Origin of the sequence: Asanoa sp. WMMD1127 (genome assembly GCF_029626225.1) — a bacterium.
Classification (GTDB): Bacteria; Actinomycetota; Actinomycetes; order Mycobacteriales; family Micromonosporaceae; genus Asanoa.
This window is the reverse complement of sequence record NZ_JARUBP010000001.1, coordinates 3,395,785-3,416,067: the sequence shown is the minus strand read 5'-3', so window position 1 is coordinate 3,416,067 and position 20,283 is coordinate 3,395,785. Positions and strand designations below refer to the sequence as shown.

The following is a 20,283-nucleotide window of genomic DNA, read 5'->3' as shown; positions in this document are numbered from 1 at the left end:
AGTGGTGGAGACGACGGAAGTGCAGTGGAGCGAGCTACAACGCGACCCGCGGAGCGTGGCCGCGCTGGCCGACTCGGGCGACGTGCGGGTCCGGCGCCGCGACGGCGCGACGCTGCTGCTAACCCGCGAAGACCGCGTGACGGCCGCGGGTGAGGGCGCGATCGCCGCCGCCCGGGCGCTGCGCAACGTGCTCACCCACCTGCCCGCCGATCTCGCCACCGAGGCGCTCTCCGACGAGTTCCCCTGGCTGGCCTTGCTGCCGGCAGCCGACGTGCAGCAGTTCGTGCGCGACTTCGTCAAGGCGGCGCAGATCTCGGCCGAACTCGGCCAGTGGGGCGTCCTGGGCCAGACCGTGCGCGAATGGAAGGCCACCGCCGCGGTCTATGCGGACCCGGCCCTGACCCGCGAGCTGACCGGTCCGCTGTCCGACGACCATGGCCCCGTGCCCGGTCCCGAGGAATGACCCATGCCACCGAAACGGGGAGACCGCGTCGCGCCGCCGGCCCAACCGGGCGGCTGGGAAGCAAGGTTCGCTACCTCGGAGGCCGTCAAAGGATGGGAGCAGCTCTGCCAGACCGCCCGGATCATTTTGACCGAGCGACCTGACGCACCGGACAACCCGACACGCCAGCACCGGCTCCGCGGCTCGCTGGCGACCCGTGCGGTGGGCGGCCAGGTCCTCGACCAATGGCAATACGAAGTGACCGCCGGCGGGCGCATCTGGTACTGCCACGATCTGGATCGCAGGATCGTGTGGTTGGTCGCGGCCGGTCCGGCTCACCTGAAAACGACGGAGTGATCCGAAAACTGGCCCAGGCGCTTCGCCACGCGCATCGTGCGCGAGTCAGAGGACACCACCGCGGCATTTGCCGGCCCGGCCCTTATCGGGGGTCGACTGGTCCGCTGTCCAATGACCATGATCGGATGCATGGCGAATGACTTATGCGGCCGAAATGGCGAGAGCGCGGCCGCCCCGGCCGGGCCCATAATCGAGCGCGCGAGTGCACGCGTTGGGCTCCTCTTCAGAAAGCACTGGACGCGTTTAGCCCGAATATCAACTGGCAGCGTCGTCCGCACGGCGCATTCGCACAGTCCAGCGGCCTGGAGCAGGACTTGTCGCCACCTTCGCAGGGCGACACATGCCTCGCTCATCGAGAAGCAGCGATATGAGTAAGCACTCTCGTTTATTTTCGCCAGGTGGAAATCAGTGAAAGTCGAGTTGATGGGCCAGGTGATTTGGCGGGACAATATTCACATGCGGCAGCTTCAACTCTTCACGGCGACCCACATGACCGCTATGCGTGATAGGACAGAGCGCCGCAATTATTCGCTTGAAGCCGAGGAATTCCGTCGTGCGCATGCGCGCGTTAGGGAGTTGGGCCTGACTCGGCGGCATTCGCGAAAGCTTCGCCGCCTGTACGGCGAAGTTCCCGACGATGCGAAACTGATGGCGGCTTGGCAGCAACGGACCACCGCAGCGATGGCGGTCGAAGCGGTTGTGTCAGAGGGCACGCAGTCCGCGGGCCCACCAGAACTTCTCGCTCACATGGGTTCGATCCCAGCGGGTGGAGTGCAGAAGGTAGCGGTCGAAGCGGCCTTACCGGGATCGTCAGTCCGATCTGCCGCGGCGCGGCGAGAGATGGCCGAGCCGCATACGGCCGCGCCGGACGCGACCGACCAAGCCGAGCCCCAGGCAGCCCATCAGGCCCAGGCCGAGCCTGACCAGGCCCATCATGCCGAGCCTGACCAGGCCCACCAGGCCGAGCCTGACCAGGCCCACCAGGCCGAGCTTAGAACGCCAAGCAGGCCGACCCATGTCAAGCGGGCCGACGAGGCCACGCAGGCCCACCCATGCCCGTCAAGCCCGACCAGGCCAGGCTCACCGACGTCAGCAGGCAGATCATGCCGAGGCGCAGCAGACCGAGTCAGGCAGCAGCCGAGCCGGAGAATCCGCCCGCGCGGCCGGGGGCCTGGTCCGTCAAGCGCGACTCGAACTGCCCGAAGCAGGAGCCGCTGTATGGCCCGCCGACCGACGATGTGTCACCACCCGGGCCGAAGGGGCGCCCAGGCGCCAACGCGTGGGACGCTGGGTCAGCCAGCAGGTGGCCCCGGCGCGTCACCAGTCGAGGGACAGGCGCCATTCGCTGCGGAGGATCACCGCATAACGCTCCCCCTCCGCCGGTGGGCGGCCGAGCGCGTCCTCGACGGCCTGGGCGCGGCCGCGCCGGGCGGGTAGGCCCGCCCGGCGGGGCACCTCGGCGACCACCTGCCACGTGTCGTCGGCGATCTCCCGTAGCACCACGTACCTCGGTCCATCCGGCATCGCTCCATGCTGGCCCACCGCGACCGCGCCACGCGACCCCGGCCGCTCAGTGCAGCGCGCGCAGGAACCGCTCCGCGGCCGGGACCGCGGTCTCGCCGCTGCCGCCGCCGTTCTCCACGAAGACCGCGAACACCACGTCGCCCTGCCAGCCGACCATCCAGGCGTGCGTGTGCGCCGGGTTGTCGTCGAACTCGGCCGTGCCCGTCTTGCCGGACACCGGGCCACCGGGGACGTCCTTGAGGGTCGTCGCCGTCCCGGAGGTGACCACCTGGCGCATCATCGCGCGCAACGGCTCCAGCGTCGACGCCTTGAGGGCCGACCCCGCCGCCGCGGGGCGGTCCGCGAGCACACTAGGCGTGACGACCGAGCCCTTCGCCACCGAGGCGGTCGCCGCGGCCATCGCGAGCGGGGACACCAGCGTCGTGCCCTGGCCGAACGCGGCCGCGGCTCGTTCGGCGGCCGAGCCGCCGGTCGAGACCTTGCCGCTGAACGCGTCGACGCCCAGGTCCCACTTGGCCTCGAGCCCCAGGTTGCGGCCCGCCTCGGCGAGTCCGTCCGGCCCGAGCTCCGGCGCCAGCCGCGCGAACGCCGTGTTGCACGACTTCGCGAAGTCCACCTGGAACGGCACCTTGCCCAGCGCGAAGCTCTCCGAGTTCTTGAACGACCGCCCGTCCACCGTGAAGTTCTTCGGGCAGTCGACCACTGTGGACGCCGTCACCTTGCCGCTGTCGAGCAGGCCGTAGCCGCTCACGACCTTGAACGTCGAACCCGGCGGCACCTGCGCCGTGAAGGCCAGGTTCTCGCCCGTGCCGCCGTCGGGGCCGTTGGCCGCCGCCAGCACCGCGCCGTCGCTGGCCCGCAGCGCGACCAGGGCCGACCGCTGCGACACACCCACCAGGGCGGCGTCGGCGGCGTTCTGGACGGCCGGGTCCAGTGTCGTCTTGACCGGGGCGCCGGGCTTCGGCTCGGCGCGGAACAGCTCGTCGCCGTCGTTGACCTCGCCGTCCGGCGCCTTCTGGGAGACCACGACCGACACACCGGGCGTACCCCGCAGCTGCTTGTCGAACGCGCCCTGGATGCCGCCGTGGCCGACCAGGTCACCCTCGGCCACCTCGTCGGGCCGCTGGTCGATGTCCTCCTTGAGCGCCGGGTCGGCCGAGCCGAGCAGCGCGCGGGCGAACGCGCGGGTCGGGGCCAGGTCGCGCTTCTCCTCGCGGAACTGGGTGCCTTCCAGGGGCTGGATCTTCGACCGGATCTGCAGGTACGCCTCGCGGCGCAGCGAGACGACCTCGAGGAACTGCTCCTGGTCCTCGGCCGCGGCGATCCGCTTCGGCAGATCGTCGAGCTTGATCGGCGGCAGCTTCGGGCGGACCGACTTGAACGCCGAGTCCAGCGCCCGGGTGATCCCTTCCGGGTCCTGGACCTTGAGCGGGTAGATGCCGACCACGACCACGTCGCGCGGCTCGACGATCGGCTTGCCGGCGCCGTCCAGCACCCCGGCCCGGGCCGGCCGCTCGCGGCGCAGGCCGAGCTGGTCCCCGCTCTGCAGCTTGGCGTTGATGATCGCCGGCTCCCAGATCACCGACCAGACGTCGTCGGAGCCCTGGGTCAGCCGGACGGTCGACGGGTAGGTCCAGTGCGTGCCGCCCGGCAACGTCCAGTCAACGTTGATCTTGGCGGTGGCGCTGCCCTCGACCTCTTCCGGGTCGCCCTCTCGGCGTACCGCCGGCGGGGTCCTGTCCAGATCGCCCGACAGCTCCTTGAGCGCCGTCGCGACGTCGGTGGCGGCCACCTTCGATCCGTCGGGCTCGACGAACGCGATCTTGGACAGGTCGCCCGACTGCCAGCCGGTGAGGAAGGCGTCGACGGCGTCGACGGGGCCCGGGTCGTTGGAGCAACCGGCCAGGCCCGCGGCCAGCAGCGCGACGCTGGCCAAGGCCGCCGCGGAACGTTTCGTCAGGTACGACCGACGCATGTCAACAGATCCTTCCCCCGGGGACATGAGGACCCTAGTACGCCCCACAAAATGGGTATGAGCACTCGTACTCAGGTAGGCCAAGGCAGTGCGGAACCGTTATCGCGGTCGCCGTACGCTGACGTGATTGGGCCCACAACGTCGTGGGGTTCGAAGGGGAGTGGCACCGATGGATCGGCGTTCCACGCGCGCGTCGCGGAGCACGTCACGAGGTCAGTCAGACATAACCGACGAGTACGATACGGCGGTCGACGACGACGTGGCGATCGAGCCGATCGGGGCGGCTACGGCCACCGCCCGCGCGGTTGACGACGGCGACGACAGCGAGATCGACGAGCCGGTGCCCAACGCCGAGCGCCTGGTCGACGAGGCCGTCAACCTGGCCGGCCCGGGCAGCCCCGAGGCCGCGCTGGTCGCCCGGTTCTGGCGCTTCGCCCCCGACGAGGAACTGGTCGGCTACACGGCCGACGAGATGGTCGAGGCGGCGCAGAGCCACCGCGAGCTGGCCGAGCAGCGGATGCCGGGCCAGCTCAAGCTCCGGATCACCGAGCCGGTCGAGGACCTGCCGCACACGGTGATCGAGATCGTGACCGACGACATGCCGTTCCTGGTCGGCTCCGTCACCGCCCTGCTGACCGGCCGCCACCTCGACATCCACCTGCTCGTGCACCCGCTGGTCGTGGTCCGCCGCGAGCCGATGGGCAAGCTGGTCGAGGTCGCCGCCGAGGTCGAGCCCGACGACGCGATCGCCGGCGACATCGTCGAGAGCTGGATGCGCGTCGAGATCGACGCGATCCGCGACGCCACCGAGCGCGAGCAGCTCGAACGCGAGCTGGTGCGGGTGCTGACCGACGTGCGCGAGGCGGTCGAGGACTGGCCCAAGATGCGCCAGAAGGCCCTGGCGCTGGCCGACGAGCTCGAGGCCACCCGCACCACCGACGCCCGCCCGCCGGTGCCGGAGAAGGACATCACCGACTCGGTGGAGCTGCTCCGCTGGCTGGCCCGCGAGCACTTCACCTTCCTCGGCTACCGCGAATACAAGCTGGTCGACGGCGACGACGGTGAGCAGCGCCTGGCCGCCGAGCTGGGCACCGGCCTCGGCATCCTCCGCCAGGACCAGACGACGCCGCTGGCGCTGACCGCGCTGCCGCCCGAGGCCCGCGCCAAGGTGCTGGAAAAGCGGCTGCTGATCATCACGAAGGCCAACTCGCGGGCCACGGTGCAGCGCTCCGCGTACCTCGACTACATCGGTTTCAAGGTCTTCGACGACCAGGGCGAGGTGATCGGCGAGCGGCGGTTCCTGGGCCTGTTCTCCAGCGCCGCCTACCGCACCAGCGTGCGCGACCTGCCCGTGGTCCGCCGCAAGGTCGCCGAGGTGTTCGACCGCTCCGGGCTGTCGCCGCGCAGCCACTCCGGCAAGGACCTGTTGCAGATCCTGGAGACGTACCCCCGGGACGAGCTTTTCCAGATCAAGACCGACGACCTCTATCGCGCGGTGATCGGCGTGCTGCGGATGGCCGGCCGGCGGCAGCTTCGGGTGTTCGTTCGCCGCGACGGCTACGGCCGGTTCATCTCCTGCCTGATCTATCTGCCGCGCGACCGGTTCACCACCCACAACCGGCTGCGCATGCAGGAGATCCTGCTGCGCCGGTTCAACGGGGTGGGGCTCGACTACACGACCCGCGTCACCGAGTCGCTGCTGGCCCGGGTGCACGTCGTCGTGCGCACCGACCCGACCAACCCGCCCGGCGACGTCGACGTCGACGCGCTGGCCGAGGAGCTGGCCGACGCGACCCGCCTCTGGGACGACGACTTCAACCTCGTGCTCGGCCGGAAGCTCGGCGACGAGCAGGGCAAACTGCTGTTCACCCGGTACGCCGACGCCTTCCCGGACGGCTACAAGGAGGAGAACACGCCGTACGAGGCCCTCAAGGACCTCGCGAAGCTGGAGCTGCTCGAGGAGCCGGGGCAGCTCGAGATGCACCTGTTCCGCAAGAACCGCGACGACAACGACGTGCGGTTCAAGGTTTTCCGGTACGGCGAGCCGATGGTCCTCTCGGCCGTGCTGCCGGTGCTGCACTCGCTCGGCGTGCGGGTGACCGACGAGCGGCCCTACGAGGTCGAGCGGGCCGACGGCACCGTCTACCTCTACGACTTCGGGCTGACGCTGCCGCCCGACCACAGCCTGCCGGCCAACGTGCGGCCACACGTCGAGAACGCGTTCGCGGCCGCCTGGCGCGGCGAGGCCGAGGTCGACGGCTTCAACCAGCTGGTGCTGCTGGCCGGGCTGACCTGGCGACAGGTGGTGATCCTGCGGGCGTACGCGAAATATCTGCGGCAGGCCGGGACGGTCTTCTCGCAGGAATACATGGAGTCGACGTTCGTCGCCTACCCCGAGATCGCCACGTTGCTGGTCGAGCTGTTCGAGGTGCGGTTCTCACCGCGGCTCACGCTGGGCGAGTCCGAGCGGTCGGAGCGGGCCGCGCTGCTGGTCGACGAGATCGGCAAGCGCCTCGACGACGTCACGAGCCTCGACCAGGACCGGATCCTGCGGTCCTATCTGACGCTGATCCAGGCCACCTTGCGCACCAGCTTCTTCCAGCGGGGCGCCGACGGCCGGCCGAAGTCCTATGTGGCCTTCAAGCTCGACCCGCAGGCGGTGCCCGACCTGCCGGCGCCGCGGCCCAAGTTCGAGATCTTCGTGTACTCGCCCCGGTTCGAGGGCGTGCACCTGCGGTTCGGGCCCGTGGCCCGGGGCGGGCTGCGCTGGTCCGACCGGCGGGAGGACTTCCGCACCGAGATCCTCGGCCTGGTCAAGGCCCAGATGGTGAAGAACGCCGTGATCGTGCCCGTCGGCGCCAAGGGCGGCTTCGTGCTCAAGCAGAAGCCGGGCGAGCGGGACGAGGCGGTGGCCTGCTACAAGCTGTTCATCACCGCGCTGCTCGACGTCACCGACAACATCGTCGGCGGCGACATCAAGCACCCGCGTGACGTGGTGCGGCACGACGGCGACGACCCCTATCTGGTGGTGGCCGCCGACAAGGGCACGGCGACGTTCTCCGACTACGCCAACGAGATCTCGGTGGCGCACGGGTTCTGGCTCGGCGACGCGTTCGCGTCGGGTGGGTCGGCCGGCTACGACCACAAGAAGATGGGCATCACCGCCCGCGGCGCCTGGGAGTCGGTCAAGCGGCACTTCCGCGACCTCGGCACCGACATCCAGACCACCGACTTCACCGTGGTCGGCGTCGGCGACATGTCCGGCGACGTGTTCGGCAACGGCATGCTGCTCTCGCCGCACATCCGGCTGGTCGCCGCGTTCGACCACCGGCACATCTTCCTGGACCCGTCGCCGGACGCCTCGTCGTCCCACGCGGAACGCAAGCGGCTGTTCGACCTGCCGCGCTCGTCGTGGGCCGACTACGACACGTCGCTGATCTCGGCCGGCGGCGGGGTCTACCCGCGTACGTTGAAGTCGATCCCGATCTCCGCCGAGGTCCGCGCGGCGCTGGGGCTCGGCGACGAGGTGACGGCGCTGTCGCCGCCCGAGCTGCAGAAGGCGATCCTGCAGGCGCCGGTCGACCTGCTGTGGAACGGCGGCATCGGCACCTACGTCAAGGCGTCGTCGGAGACGCACGCCGACGTGGGTGACAAGTCCAACGACGCGATTCGGGTCAACGGCAAGCACGTGCGCGCACGGGTGGTCGGCGAAGGCGGCAACCTGGGCCTGACCCAGCTGGGCCGCATCGAGTACGCGCTGCGCGGCGGCCGGGTCTACACCGACTTCATCGACAACACGGCCGGCGTGGACTGCTCCGACCACGAGGTCAACATCAAGATCCTGCTCGGCGGGGCGGTGGCGGACGACGAGCTGACGGTGCCCGCCCGCGACGCGCTGCTGGCCGAGATGACCGACGAGGTGGCCGAGCTCGTCCTGCGCGACAACTACGCGCAGGCGACGGCGCTGGGCACCGCGATCGTCCAGGCCGAGTCGCTGCTCCCGGTGCACCGCCGGATGATCACCGACATGGAACGCTCGGGGCTGCTGGACCGTTCTCTGGAAGGGCTGCCGTCCGACGAGGAGCTGTCGTCGCGCCCGGAGGGCCTGACGGCGCCGGAGTTCGCGGTGCTGCTCGCGTACGTGAAGATCGATCTGGAGAACCAGGTCCTCGCCGACCCGATCGTCGACGAGCAGTGGACCTTCGACGTGCTGGCCGACTACTTCCCGACGCCGTTGCGCACGGCCTACGCCGAGCGGATGGCGGGTCACCGCCTGCGCCACGAGATCATCACGACGGTGCTGGTCAACGAGGTCGTCAACCGCGGCGGCACGTCGTTCGTCTATCGGGCGATGGAGGAGACGGGCGCGTCGGCGGCCGACGTCATCCGGGCGTACGTGGTCACCCGCGAGATCTACGGCCTGCGCGAGCTGTGGGCCGCGGTGGAGGCGCTCGACAACACAGTGCCGACCAGCGCGCAGACGAAGGTCTATCTGGAGCTGCGCCGACTGCTCGACCGGGCCGTCCGCTGGCTGGTCACCAACCGCCGGTCGCCGCTCGACGTGACCGGCGAGATCGCCCGCTTCGCGGCCGTGTCGGAGCTGCTCGGCGAGCTCGACACGCGGTTCGTGGGCAGCGAGCGGGAGTCGCTGCTGGCGCACATGGAGGAGATCTCCGAGCGTGGCCTGCCGGCCGGCCTGGCGACGCAGGTGGCCCGGGTCATGTACGGCTTCGGCCTGATGGACGTCGTCGAGACGGCCCGGGTGACGGCCCGCGCCCCGGGCGACGTCGCGCAGGTCTACTTCGTGCTGAGCGACCGGCTGCGGGTCGACGCGCTGCTGTCGAAGATCTCCCTGCTGCCGCGCGAGGACCGCTGGCAGACCCTGGCCCGCATGGCGCTGCGCTACGACCTCTACGCGGCCCTGGCGGCGTTGACGGCCGGGGTGCTGGAGTCCACACCGGACGGTGCGCCGGTCGAGGAGCGGGTGGCGACCTGGGAGCAGGCCAACACGACCTCGGTGGGCCGGGCCCAGCGCGCGATCAGCGAGTTCGCGGACTCCAACGCCGACCTGGCGGCACTGTCGGTGCTGCTGCGGCAGATCCGCCAGCTGGTCCGCACGTCGTCAGCCAGCTGAGCCGGGCGTTCGCGGCGGACGCCCGGCCGGCGTCCGCGGCGGCTGCCCGGCCGGTGTCCGCGGCGGCTGCCCGGCCGGTGTCCGCGGCGGCTGCCCGGCCGGTGTCCGCGGCGGTTTCCCGGCCGGCGTCCGCGGCGGGTGCCGGGCGTGGTCGCGGTGGGTTTCGGTCAGCCGGGCCAGGACGTCGGTGACGAGCCGCCGCTGTTCGGCGTCGAGGTCGGCGGCGACCCGGTCGATGTCGTCGGCCAGTGGCCGCAGCTCGCGCAGCATGCCGCCCTCGGCCTTGGCCGTGGTGCTGACGACCTGGCGCCGCCGGTCGTCGGGGTGCGGCCCGCGGCGGACGTAGCCGGCCCGTTCCAGGCGGTCGACCAGCCCCGTGGCGGCGCCGGAGGTGATGCCGAGCAGGCGACCGAGCTCGACCGGTCCGATCGGCGGCGCCGCGGTCGCGAGGTGCTTCAGCGCCAGGTAGTCACCGGAGGTCAGCCCCATCCGCCGGGCGATGGCCGTGTCGAGCTCGGCGATCGCGACGGCCAGGTGGTGCACGGCCCAGTCGAGGGTCACGCTACTACGGTAGCTTAGAAACTGAGCTACTTTGCATCGGAGGCATGTCATGGCCGATCGGTTGCGCTCGCTGGCCCTCGGCGGCGCCTGCGCCGCTTTCGTGACCATCCCGACGGTGGGCCCGCTGCTCGGCCGCGGCGAACAGACGCGGCGGTACGACACGGTGATCACGCCGCCCGACTACGCGTTCGTGGTGTGGGCGCCGATCTTCGCGGGCTGCGCGCTGTCGACGATCGGCGCGGTGCGACCCGCGGGCCGCTCGCAGCCGATGAGCCGGCGGACAGGGTGGGCGCTGGCCGGCGCGTACGCGACCAACGCCGCCTGGTCCGTTGCGGCACAGAGCGACCGCTTCGCCGCGACGCCGTTCCTGCTGCCCGTGGCGGCGGCGTTCGCCGCCCGCGCGCACGCCGGCCTGCAGGATCTCCCGGCACCGACCGGGTGGGCGGCGGTCACGCCGGCCAGCACCGGCCTGCTGCTCGGTTGGACGGCCCTGGCCAGCGTCGTCAACGTGGCCGCCGGCGCCCGGCTGGCCGGGGCGCCACCGACGGCGCCGCGCACGATCGCCGCGTCGACGGCCGGTCTGGTCGTCGCCGGGGCCACGCTCGCCGGCGCCGTCGCGAAGAGCCGACGCGGCCGGGTGCCGCTCGCGACGGCCGCCGGCTGGGGCCTGCTCACCACCGCCCTGACCAGCCGCCGCCCCACCGCCGTCCGCCTGGCGGCCGCGACCGCCGCGGCAGCGATCGCCGCCGCGCTGGCGCGACCGCGGTCCCGACCGGCCGAGTGAGATCTTCTGTTCGGGGGTAACGGGCTCGCATGTTCGAGGGGTTCACGGACGAGCGGATCGACGTCGGCGAGGTCGAGCTGCGGGTGCGGCACGGTGGCTCGGGGTTCCCCGTGCTGCTGGTGCACGGCCACCCGCGGACCGGCGCGACCTGGCACCGCGTCGCGCCTCGGCTCGTCGCGCAAGGCTTCACCGTCGTGTGTCCGGACATGCGCGGCTACGGGCGGTCCGGCAAAGCCGCCATCCGCGACGACCACGGGCAGCAGTCCAAGCGCGCGGTGGCGGGCGACCTCGTGCGGCTGATGCGGGCCCTGGGGCACGACCGGTTCGCGGCGGTGGGGCACGATCGCGGCTGCTACGTGGTGCTGCGGATGGCGCTCGACCATCCCGACGCGGTCAGCCGCCTCGTGGTGATGGACGGCGTGCCGATCAGCGAAGCCCTCGCCCGGTGTGACGCGGCGTTCGCCCGGGACTGGTACCACTGGTTCTTCTTCGCCCAGCCCGACAAGCCGGAGCGGGCCATCATGGCCGACCCGGACGCCTGGTACAGCGCTGCCCGGCCCGAATCGATGGGCGCCGAGAACTACTCGGAGCTGCGGGCCGCCATCCACGACCCGGCTACGGTGCGGGCGATGCTGGAGGACTACCGGGCCGGGCTGGGCATCGACCGGGAGCACGAGGAGGCCGACCGGCGCGCCGGGCGTACGGTCCGGTGCCCGACGTTGTTCCTGTGGTCGTCGCGGGACGACATGGAGGACCTCTACGGCGACCCGCTGGCCGTCTGGGCGCCGTGGGTCGACGACCTTCGTGGCGCCCGCATCGACTCCGGCCACCACCAAGCCGAGGAGAACCCGGAGGCCCTGGCCGCCGCTCTGGCCGAGTTCCTGGGCTGAGCGGTCAGCCCTCGTCCGCCGTCGAGGGCTCGTCGGTGGCGGAGCCACGCCGGCGCAGGCCGCCGGGGCGCACGTCGGTCGACACCGCGTCGCCGTCGTCCGGGGCGGGCCGGCGACGCAGGCCGCCGGGCCGGGGCTCGGTCGAGGCGGCGTCGTCGTCGGTCGCCGTCGAGCGGCGCAGCCCGCCGGGACGCGGGTCCGTCGTGACGGTGTCGTCGTCGGGGCGGCGGCGGAGGCGGCCGGGGCCGCTGGCGTCGCTGCCGAGCGGCGCGGCCAGGATGTCGGCCGCCGAACGACGCTTGCGGCCGTTGTCGGCGTCGCCGCTGATGACGTCGAAGGCCGACCGGCGCTGCCGGCCGATCGTGGGCCGTTTGCCGGAAGCCGGCTCCTCGACGGGATCCGGCTCCCCACCGGCCGCGGCCGACGGAGCGGGCTCGACCGACCGAGCGGGCTCGACCGAAGAAGCGGGCTCGGCCGACGGAGCGGGCTCGGCCGGCTCTTCCGGCGCCGCCGCAGGCGCAACCGGGCCGGCGTCCGCCGCCGGCTCGACCTCGCCCAGGCCGTCACCCTTGACCGGCGGCTGGAAGCGATCCGCGTCCGGGGCCGGCCGGCGGCGTTGGGTGAAGGCGAGCGGCGACGCCTCGCGCGCCGACGCGGCCGCGCGGATCGGGGCCAGTCCGGCCACCAACGCCGAGGTGATCTCGGCCGCGTACGCGCCGTCGGGGTCGTAGTCCGGGTCGAAGACCGTCAGCTCGATGCCGAGGCAGTGCGGCGTGTCGACCAGGCCGGCGATCAGCAGCTCCAGCTCCGCGAAGGCGATCCCGCCCGGGTCCGGGGCGTCGACCGCGGGCATGACCGCGGGGTCGAGCACGTCGACATCGATGTGCACCCAGTAGCCGGCGCAGTCGGCGAGCTGGTCGCGGGCCCACTGCGCCGACCGGGCGGCGCCTTCCGCGCGCAGCGCCGGGACCGGGCGGGTCATGATGCCGGCCGCCTGCAGGTCGAGCCGGTACTCGTCCTGGGCGCGGATGCCCATGACCACCACGTCGACGTCACGGAAGTACGGTCTTCGGCCCTCGATCGCGGCCAGGTCGGCCTGACCCCGGCCGGTCGCCAGGGCGAGCCCCTCGCCGGCCGCCGCGCCGACGTAGGACGCGTTGCCGGGATGCCGGAAGTCGGAGTGGCCGTCGACGTAGACCAGCCCGATGCGGCCGCCGACCGCCTCACCCAGGCGGTGCATGGCCAGCGCCGAGCCGAGCAGCACGGAGCAGTCCCCGCCGAGGACGACGGGGAACTCCGAAGCGTCGATGATGGCGCCGATGCGGCCGGCGAGGGCCACCGAGTACGCGGCGATCGCCTCGGCGTGGGCGACACCGTCACCGGGGCGCCAGTCGCCGGCGTCGTACCGCGGCGCCGTGAGACAGCCCGCGTCGCGGGCCACCAGCCGGCCGAGCAGGCCGTGGTCGCGGAGGGCGCCGGGCGCCTTGGCGCAGCCCGGAGTCGACGTCGGCGTGGGCGGTCGCAGGCCCAGGTTCGACGGCGCGTCCAGGAGCGCTATCCGGCGCACGGCGCTCACCGGCTCAGTACAGCGCGCTGGCCAGGGCCCGGCGGGCCGCCGAGACCGCCGGGTCGTCGGGACCCGCGATCGTGAACAGCGTCACCAGGTGCTTGCGGACCGTCTCCTTGTCGTCGCCGACGCTGCGCCGGATGAGGTCGATCAGGCGCTTGTAGGCCCGCTCGGCCTCGCCGCTGAGCACCTCGACGTCGGCCGCCAGCAGCTGCGCCGGGATGTCGGACGGGGCCGCGGACGCGTCGGTGAGCGCCTTGGCCGCGTCGATGCCCTGCACCCGCCGGTAGAGGCTGACCTGGGCGAGCCCCGCCTCGGCGGCCGCGTCGGCCGGTGACTCGAACAGGATCTTCTTGTAGGCCGCCTCGGCCGCGTCGAGGTCGCCGACCATCAGCGCGTCGTCGGCGGACTCGAGCCGCGGGTCGGCCGGGGTCTCCACCTCGACGCCGCCGGCCTTGAGCACCGCGCCGATCCACTGCCGGAGCTGGGCCTCGGGCACCACACCGGAGAACGCGTCGACCGGCTGGCCGCCGACGACGGCGAAGACCATCGGGATGCCCTGCACCCGGAACATCTGGGCGAGGCGCTGGTTGGCGTCGACGTCGACGCGGGCGAGCACCCACGCGCCGCCGCCCTCGACGGCCAGCTTCTCCAGGACCGGGGACAGCTGCTTGCACGGCTCGCACCACTCGGCCCAGAAGTCGATGACGACGGGCGTGGTCAGCGAGCGCTCGAGCACCTCGGACTGGAAGGTCGCCTCGGTGACGTCGATGATCGCGACGGAGCCAGGCGCGCCACCGGGGGCGGCAGCGCCGCCGGGGGCGGAACCACCAGCGGGTGGGCCGGCACTGGGAGCAGGAGAGGGCGACGCGGCCGGCCGGAGGGCGCCGAGATCGACCGCACCGCGGGTGAAGATCGACGGAGAGGTCCGTGGTTCGCTCATGGTTCCCTAGTCTCGCACGCGGAGCGCGCGACGCAGACCGACCGCCACGGAGGTGAACAGCAGGGCCACCGCGACCGCCGGAAGGGCGATCGAGAGGGGCCGTGGCCAGGTCGGGGGCGCGAGCGCGAAGTCGTCATCGACGAAATACGGGACATAGTGGCCGACCACCGCCCAGGCGATGACGGCCGCCACCAAACCGGTGACCACGGCCGCGACGGCGACCGGCAGATAGGCCCAGAGGACCCAGCGTCCCCCGGTACGCGCCGCGAGTCCCTGCCGCCGCAGAGCGACCAGGTCGTCGAGCGTGCGCCGGCGGTCGACGGCGGCCATCAGCCACATGCCGCACGCCGCGAGCACCACGGCGACCCCGCCCGCCAGCAGGTGGAACCAGACGGCCAGCGCCGGACCACGACCGTCGAGCCGGTCCGCGGCGGCTGCCGCCGAGTCGCGGCCGACCACCACCAGGCCCTGCTTCGTCAACTGCTGCTCGACATCGGCCGGCGCCGCGCGGCCCAGCCACACCTCGGCCGTCGTCAGGTCGGTGCTTCCGGTTGCCACGCGCTCGGCGTACCCCAGATCCATGAGGAGTCCCGTGCCGATCCGGGGCAGGGCCCGGCCCTCGGCGACCGGCCGGATCGCGACCACGTTGCCGTCGACGCCCTCGGCCTCGCCGGACTTCGGTGGCGCCCCGCCGCTGAGCACCGGCACGTCGCCCGGGGTGCCCGCCGGCATCAGCACCGTCGGCCGCGGCTGGATCACCGCGCCGGGCACGACCACGTGGACGCCGCCGTCCTCCGCGGTCAGCTTCGCGTCGTCGGAGGCCCGCCACTGGTCGAGGGTGAAGGCCGGCACGACCGGGGTGTACGGCCCGGTCAGCTCGGCCCGGACCCCCAGCGAGACGATCGAGACCTCGGCCACCTCGCCACCGGACGCGGAGTAGACCGCCTCGATTCCGGTGAGCCGGCAGCCGTCGACACAGGACTGGCTGGCCATCGTCCAGGTCTGCCGGCCGGGGGTGATCTCGGCGCTGCCGGCCCGCACCGGCGCCCCGCCGGCCAGCGGCCGCAGCAGCGCGGTGAGCCGCAGCTCGGTCCCGGTCGCCGACGGCTGCGCGTAGTCGACGGTCAACGCCAGCTCGACGCCCTTGACCACGATCGGCTCGTCGGCCGGCGGGCGCAGGGCGGCCGCGATCTGCTCCGGAGAGCCGCCGTACTCGGGGCGCCAGGCCGCGACGGCCGGCAGGGCGGCGGTGTCGGCGAACAGCACCGGCGGTCCTTCGACGACGCGCCGCACGCCGACCGCCATCGCGAACCGCCCGTCCGGGTCGACCGCGCGCACCGCCGCCCGCAGCGCGCCGGAGTCGGTCGGGGCGACGACGACGGTGCGGTCCGCGCCGGTCTCCACGGCGGCCCGGTCGGCCCGCGCGCGGTCGGCGACGTCGACCGCGGTGGCCGCGAAGCCGAGCACGGCGACCGCGACGGCCAGCAGCACGAACAACCGCTGGCTGCCGGGCCGACGGGCCACCTGCAGGGCGCCCAGGGCGAGCCCGAGCCGGCCGCGGTGGACGGCCCGGCGGCCGAGCCGGGCGGCCAGCGGCACCAGCAGGCGGCCGGCGAGCACCGCCACCGCCAGGCCGATCAGGCCGGGCACGAGCAGGCCGAGGCCGACGAGCTGGCCGTCGAAGGCCCGCAGCTGCACCGCGGCCACCACCGCGAGCACGACCGCGCCCGCGTCGACCGCCAGGGTTCGCCAGGCGGCGCCCCGCGGCGGCACCCGGCGCAGCAGGTCGACCACCGGGCTGGCCAGGTCGCGGCGCAGCGCCAGCAGGCCGACCAGCACCGCGCCGGCCACCGCGACGAAGGCCGCGAGCAGCGCGCCGGGCGGCGGCGACAGGTCGAAGACGGGGATCGGCCCGAACCGTGCGTCGGCCACGGCCCGGGTGGCCAGCGTGCCGGCGACGTAGCCGATCGGCGCGCCGACCGCGATCGCGATCACGCTCTCCCCCGCCGCCAGCCAGAAGCGGCCGACCCGGGGCGCGCCGCGCAGGGCGATCAGCGCCTGCTCGTGCCGGCGGGCGGCGGTCGCCCCGGCCACCGCGACGAAGATGACCAGCCAGCACAGGCCGATCAGCGGCAGCCCGGCCAGCGGGACCAGCTCGCGGGTGAGCGCGTCGGAGCGGCGTACGCGTTCGAAGAACTTGGGCAGCTCGTCGGTGAGCGCGGCGAACCGGGCGGTCTCGTCGTCGCTGCCCAGCTCCTCGCTCAGCTCGTCGAGGGCGGTCGCCAGCGCCGGCAACCGGTCGGCGTCGAACGCGCCCGGCCCCGGGATGGCCTCGATGCTGCGGTTGTCGGACTCGTGCTCCAGCGCGTCGACGGACGGGCGGGCGGTGAAGACCGGCTCTTCCGGCGCCGTGGGCGCGAAGTAGCCGGTCCGACCCCAGTACGGCTCAGCCGGGTCGCGCGGGCGGTAGACGCCGACGATCGTGGTCGGGGCCGGCCGCCCGCTGACCACCCAGGTCCGGCTGATCTCGTCGTAGGTGGCCCAGGCCAGCGACACCGAACGCCCGGGCTGCACGCCGAGCCGGCGCGCGGTCGCCTCGCCGACCACCACTTCGCCGCCGGCCATCAGGCACCGCCCCGCGACCATCTCGACGTGCTGGCAGACGCCGTCGCGGTAGGTGAACCAGGAGATCTCGCCCGCCGCGGGCTCCAGTCCGAGCACTGGCATGACGGCGCTGGTCACGGTCTGGAACCCCGGAAGCGCTGCCACGTCGTTGGCGAGCGCGTCGAACCGGTCGCGCTGGGTGCTGTCGATGCCGGCCCGGACCGCGACCGTCCGCTCCGCCGGCGGCGTGTTGGCCACCTCGGCGACGGCGGCAGCCCGGTCGACCGCGTCCATGTAGACCGGCCCGGCCACCGCGGCCGCCGTGGCCAGCGCGCTCAGCAGCACGACGAGCGCTGCCTGGACCCGGCGGGCGGTGAGCATGAGGGTGACGAGGGCGATCACGCGGACTCCTCGCCGCGGACGGCCCGGACCAGCAGGGCGGCGGCGGCCGCGCCGGCCGTGCCGACGACCAGCAGGCCGCCGACCAGGGCCAGCAGAAGCGGCACCACCTGTGGACCCACGGCCACGGGCAACACGCTCCAGCCGTCGACGAACAGCGGGATCGGGCGCCGGGTCACCGCCTGCGCCAGCGCGCTGGCGGCCAGGCCCAGCAGGATGGCGGCGCCGGCGAGTCCGGCGTAGCCGCCCCAGGCGACCTGTCGGACCACCCGCGGCGGCAGCCCCTGGGCCCGCAGCGCGGCCAGCTCGGCCGCCCGCTCGGGCCGTTCGACGGCCGCGACGACGATGAACGCGCCCGCGGTCAGCAGGAGCCCGGCCAGCGCGGCGACCAGCTGGAAGCGCAGCGCGGCCGGCGGCGCCTCGCGGTCGAACCGGTCGGTCACGCCGGCGGTGGTCTCGTCGGAGATCACGGTCAGCCCGCCGGCCCGCAGCCGCTCGACGATGTCGGCGCCGGCGTCGGCGGTCAGCCAGACCTGCGGCACGTCGCTGGCGCCGGGGTTCTCGGCGATCCGGTCCGCGTACTCGAGGTCCATCAGGTAGCCGAACCGGCCGGCGGTCGGCAGCCGGTCGACCGTGCCGACGGTGCGCACCGGGACGAGGTCGCCGCCGAAGACGGGCAGTCGGGGATCCCCCTCCGCCACGGGCACGACGTTGTCGGTGGTCACCACCGGCAGCGGCGCCGGGGCGTCGACGGTGTAGACCCGGGTTGCCTGGTCGGCCTCCCGCGCCGCGCGGATCGCGGTGATCGTCAGCGCGCCGCCGGCGGCGGTGAGGTTGGGGCCGGTCGTCGTATCGCCGACGCTGGCCCGCCACCGCGCGACGTCGCCGAGCACGGCGGGCGGGATGACCGCGCCGCCCGCGCCGGTGAGGCCGAAGACGGTCACCGTCGCACCCGGCTCCGGCACGACCGACCGGCCGGCGAAGTTGCGGGTCACCGGTTCGAGGCCGAGCAACCGGCAGCCGGCGCCGCAGCCGGACAGCGTCGCCGGGTAGCTGGCGCGTTCGTCGCGCAGGGGGCCGAACCGCACGGTGACCTGGTCACCGGCCTCGGTCTCGAGGTACGCCAGCAGGAATATGGGGTCGGGCGCAGCCGTTCCGCCCGCGACGCCGCCGGTCTCGTCGCCCGGTGCGAGCGGAGCCACCGGCGCCGGCAGCATCTTGGCGTCGGCCTCCAGGGTCAGCTCGCCGTCCATCGTGGACAGTGAGGCGGGGGCCGGCGGGTGGAGCAGCGCGGCGCTGGGCGGATCGCCGTACACCGGTTGCCAGTCGGCCACCGCCGCGAAGCGCGCGGAGTCGACGGCGAGCAGCACCGTGGCCGGCCCGTTGACGCTGCGGACCACCGCCATCGCCTGCCGGCCAGTGGGGTCGGCGGCCCGCACCGCGGCGACCAGCTGGGCGCGGCTGCGCGCCTGCACGGTGAGCACGCGGTCGGCGCCGAGCTCGTGGCGGGCCCGCTCGACCCGGCTGTCGTCCGCGGCGCTCCAGCCGCCGACCGCGGTGGCGAGCAGGGCCACGGCGATGACCAGCAGGGCGAAGACGCGATGGGTGCCAGGGCGGCGGGCGAGCTGGATAGCGCCGAGCGCGCCCGACACCCGACCCGCTCGCAACGCCCGCCGGCCGACCCGCCCGGCCAGCGGGGTGAGCAGGCGGGCGGCGGCCAGCGCAAGCACCACCGCGATCAGTGCCGGCGCGAGCAGGGCGAGCCCGGTGGTGGCGCCGGCCTCGACCGCGGTCACGTAGCTCTGGTAGAGCCCGGCCGCGGCCACCAGCACGATGACCAGGTCGACGACCTCGGCCCGCCAGCCCCGCCGCCGGGACGGGACGTGCCGGAGCAGGTCGGTCACCGCCGCTCGCATGCCGCCCGCGTCGGCCGCTACCGCGGCCAGCAGCGCGCCGCCCAGCGCGGCGAGCGCGGCGATGCCGGAGAACAGCGCCGCCGACCGGGGTTCCGGCACCTGACCGGCGGCCAACCGCGCCCCGCCCAGGCCGAGCCCCGCGCCGGCCACCGCGCCGACCAGCATCGGCACGGCGCTCTGGGCGATCGCCAGGTGCCAGAGCCGCCAGCGCGCGGCGCCGCGCAGCTTCAGCAGGCCGATGTCGGGCCGGCGCTGCTCGGCCGTGTGCCGCACCGCGAAGAACAGCCCGAACCAGCAGAGCACCAGCAGCTGGACGGCGGCGACGCCGACACCGAGCCCGACCAGCTGGCGTTCGCGCTCGATCCGGGTGGCCAGGACGCCGGCGTCGGTGGCGACCCGCCACGCCCCGCTGTCGCGACCGGCATCCGCCAGTTCGGCGCGCAGCGCGCTGAGGTCGTCGAGGAAGAGGCGGGGTGGGATCCGCAGGTGGTAGTCGGCCAGGATCTCCTTGATCGGCAACGCGGCGATCGTGTCGTCGGCGACGAACGCCGGGTCGCCGGGGCCGTCGGCGCCCGGGTCCAGCGCGGAGGAGCCGCCGAAGTCGGTCAGCGCCCAGTAGTGGCCGAGCGGGTCGCGAAGCTGGTAGGTGCCGGTGACGGTGAACGCGACGGGCGGCTGCGAAGAGAGCACGAAGTCGACCTTGTCGCCGGCCTTCACCTGCAGCGCCTGGGCGGTGCGCCGGCTGAACAGCACCTCGCCCTTGGCCGCCGGACAGGCGCCGTCGATGTCCAGGTGCGCGCACATGTCGTCGCGGTACGCCAGCCGCAGGTTGACCCGGGCCAGCTCGGACGCGATGGTGCCGGACTCACGCAGCGAGACGGTCGTGCCGGCGCCCGGCACGGTGACCACCGGCCCGGCGCCGTCCTTGACGTCGGAGACGACCTCGGCGCCGGGGCGGACCCGGCCGCCCGGCGCCAGCGCACCCTCGACCCGGCCGGAGACGCGGACGACCAGCTCAGACGACCCGGCGCCGGCGACGTCGGCGACGGCCACCGAGCGCTCGGCGGCGCGGACGTACCAGGGCGCGGCGGCCGCGACGCCGACGGCGAGGCCGGTGAGCACGAGCACCGTGGCGGCCTGTGCGCGGCGGGCCCGCAGCGCACCTCGAACGACTCCGAACATGCGGG

At 73.6% G+C, this 20,283-nt stretch carries 13 protein-coding genes; 5 read left to right on the top strand and 8 right to left on the bottom strand.

The genetic code is table 11. The features are described from left to right. Positions 1-4 precede the first annotated feature (4 nt). Together O7635_RS16245 and O7635_RS16240 are read left to right on the top strand one after the other, a co-directional pair. A complete protein-coding gene (locus tag O7635_RS16245; RefSeq protein WP_278081271.1) occupies positions 5-463 on the top strand; it encodes a hypothetical protein in 459 nt (152 codons plus the stop codon). Positions 464-466: 3 nt separating this feature from the next. Next, complete coding sequence (locus tag O7635_RS16240) at positions 467-799, top strand: hypothetical protein (RefSeq protein WP_278081270.1); 333 nt, start codon at positions 467-469, stop codon at positions 797-799. 810 nt (positions 800-1,609) lie between these two features. Here the strand turns inward: O7635_RS16240 and O7635_RS16235 are convergent. From O7635_RS16235 to O7635_RS16225, 3 genes are all read right to left on the bottom strand, one after another. Then, complete coding sequence (locus O7635_RS16235; RefSeq protein WP_278081269.1) at positions 1,610-1,780, bottom strand: hypothetical protein; 171 nt, start codon at positions 1,778-1,780, stop codon at positions 1,610-1,612. 336 nt (positions 1,781-2,116) lie between these two features. After that, positions 2,117-2,323: a hypothetical protein gene (locus O7635_RS16230; RefSeq protein ID WP_278081268.1), complete on the bottom strand. Its 207-nt coding sequence runs from the start codon at positions 2,321-2,323 to the stop codon at positions 2,117-2,119. A 46-nt stretch (positions 2,324-2,369) separates the two neighbouring features. Continuing rightward, positions 2,370-4,298, bottom strand: coding sequence for a penicillin-binding transpeptidase domain-containing protein (locus O7635_RS16225; RefSeq protein WP_278081267.1), 1,929 nt, complete (start codon positions 4,296-4,298; stop codon positions 2,370-2,372). Between the two features lie 169 nt (positions 4,299-4,467). Between O7635_RS16225 and O7635_RS16220 the strand changes: the two genes are divergently transcribed. Next, positions 4,468-9,432: an NAD-glutamate dehydrogenase gene (locus O7635_RS16220; RefSeq protein WP_278081266.1), complete on the top strand. Its 4,965-nt coding sequence runs from the start codon at positions 4,468-4,470 to the stop codon at positions 9,430-9,432. Here the strand turns inward: O7635_RS16220 and O7635_RS16215 are convergent. Then, positions 9,421-9,993 carry a MarR family transcriptional regulator gene (locus O7635_RS16215; protein WP_278081265.1) on the bottom strand — a complete coding sequence of 191 codons (573 nt, stop codon included), beginning with the start codon at positions 9,991-9,993 and terminating at the stop codon, positions 9,421-9,423. The two genes, O7635_RS16220 and O7635_RS16215, sit on opposite strands and share 12 nt — an antisense overlap. 49 nt (positions 9,994-10,042) lie before the next feature. Here O7635_RS16215 and O7635_RS16210 point away from each other — a divergent pair, with 49 nt between their 5' ends. Continuing rightward, positions 10,043-10,777, top strand: coding sequence for a hypothetical protein (locus O7635_RS16210; protein WP_278081264.1), 735 nt, complete (start codon positions 10,043-10,045; stop codon positions 10,775-10,777). Between the two features lie 29 nt (positions 10,778-10,806). Then, the gene (locus O7635_RS16205) at positions 10,807-11,667 is read left to right on the top strand and encodes an alpha/beta hydrolase (protein ID WP_278081263.1); all 861 of its coding nucleotides are present in this window, start codon (positions 10,807-10,809) and stop codon (positions 11,665-11,667) included. 4 nt (positions 11,668-11,671) lie between these two features. Here O7635_RS16205 and O7635_RS16200 read toward each other — a convergent pair whose 3' ends face one another. The 4 genes from O7635_RS16200 to O7635_RS16185 are packed head-to-tail and all read right to left on the bottom strand — an operon-like array spanning position 11,672 to position 20,278. Next, positions 11,672-13,243, bottom strand: coding sequence for an arginase family protein (locus tag O7635_RS16200; RefSeq protein ID WP_278081262.1), 1,572 nt, complete (start codon positions 13,241-13,243; stop codon positions 11,672-11,674). A gap of 4 nt (positions 13,244-13,247) precedes the next feature. Further along, complete coding sequence (locus O7635_RS16195) at positions 13,248-14,177, bottom strand: tetratricopeptide repeat protein (RefSeq protein ID WP_278081261.1); 930 nt, start codon at positions 14,175-14,177, stop codon at positions 13,248-13,250. Between the two features lie 6 nt (positions 14,178-14,183). Further along, a complete protein-coding gene (locus tag O7635_RS16190; protein WP_278081260.1) occupies positions 14,184-17,183 on the bottom strand; it encodes an FtsX-like permease family protein in 3,000 nt (999 codons plus the stop codon). Further along, positions 17,180-20,278 carry an FtsX-like permease family protein gene (locus O7635_RS16185; protein ID WP_278081259.1) on the bottom strand — a complete coding sequence of 1,033 codons (3,099 nt, stop codon included), beginning with the start codon at positions 20,276-20,278 and terminating at the stop codon, positions 17,180-17,182. Before O7635_RS16185 ends, O7635_RS16190 begins: the two co-directional genes overlap by 4 nt. Positions 20,279-20,283 lie beyond the last annotated feature (5 nt).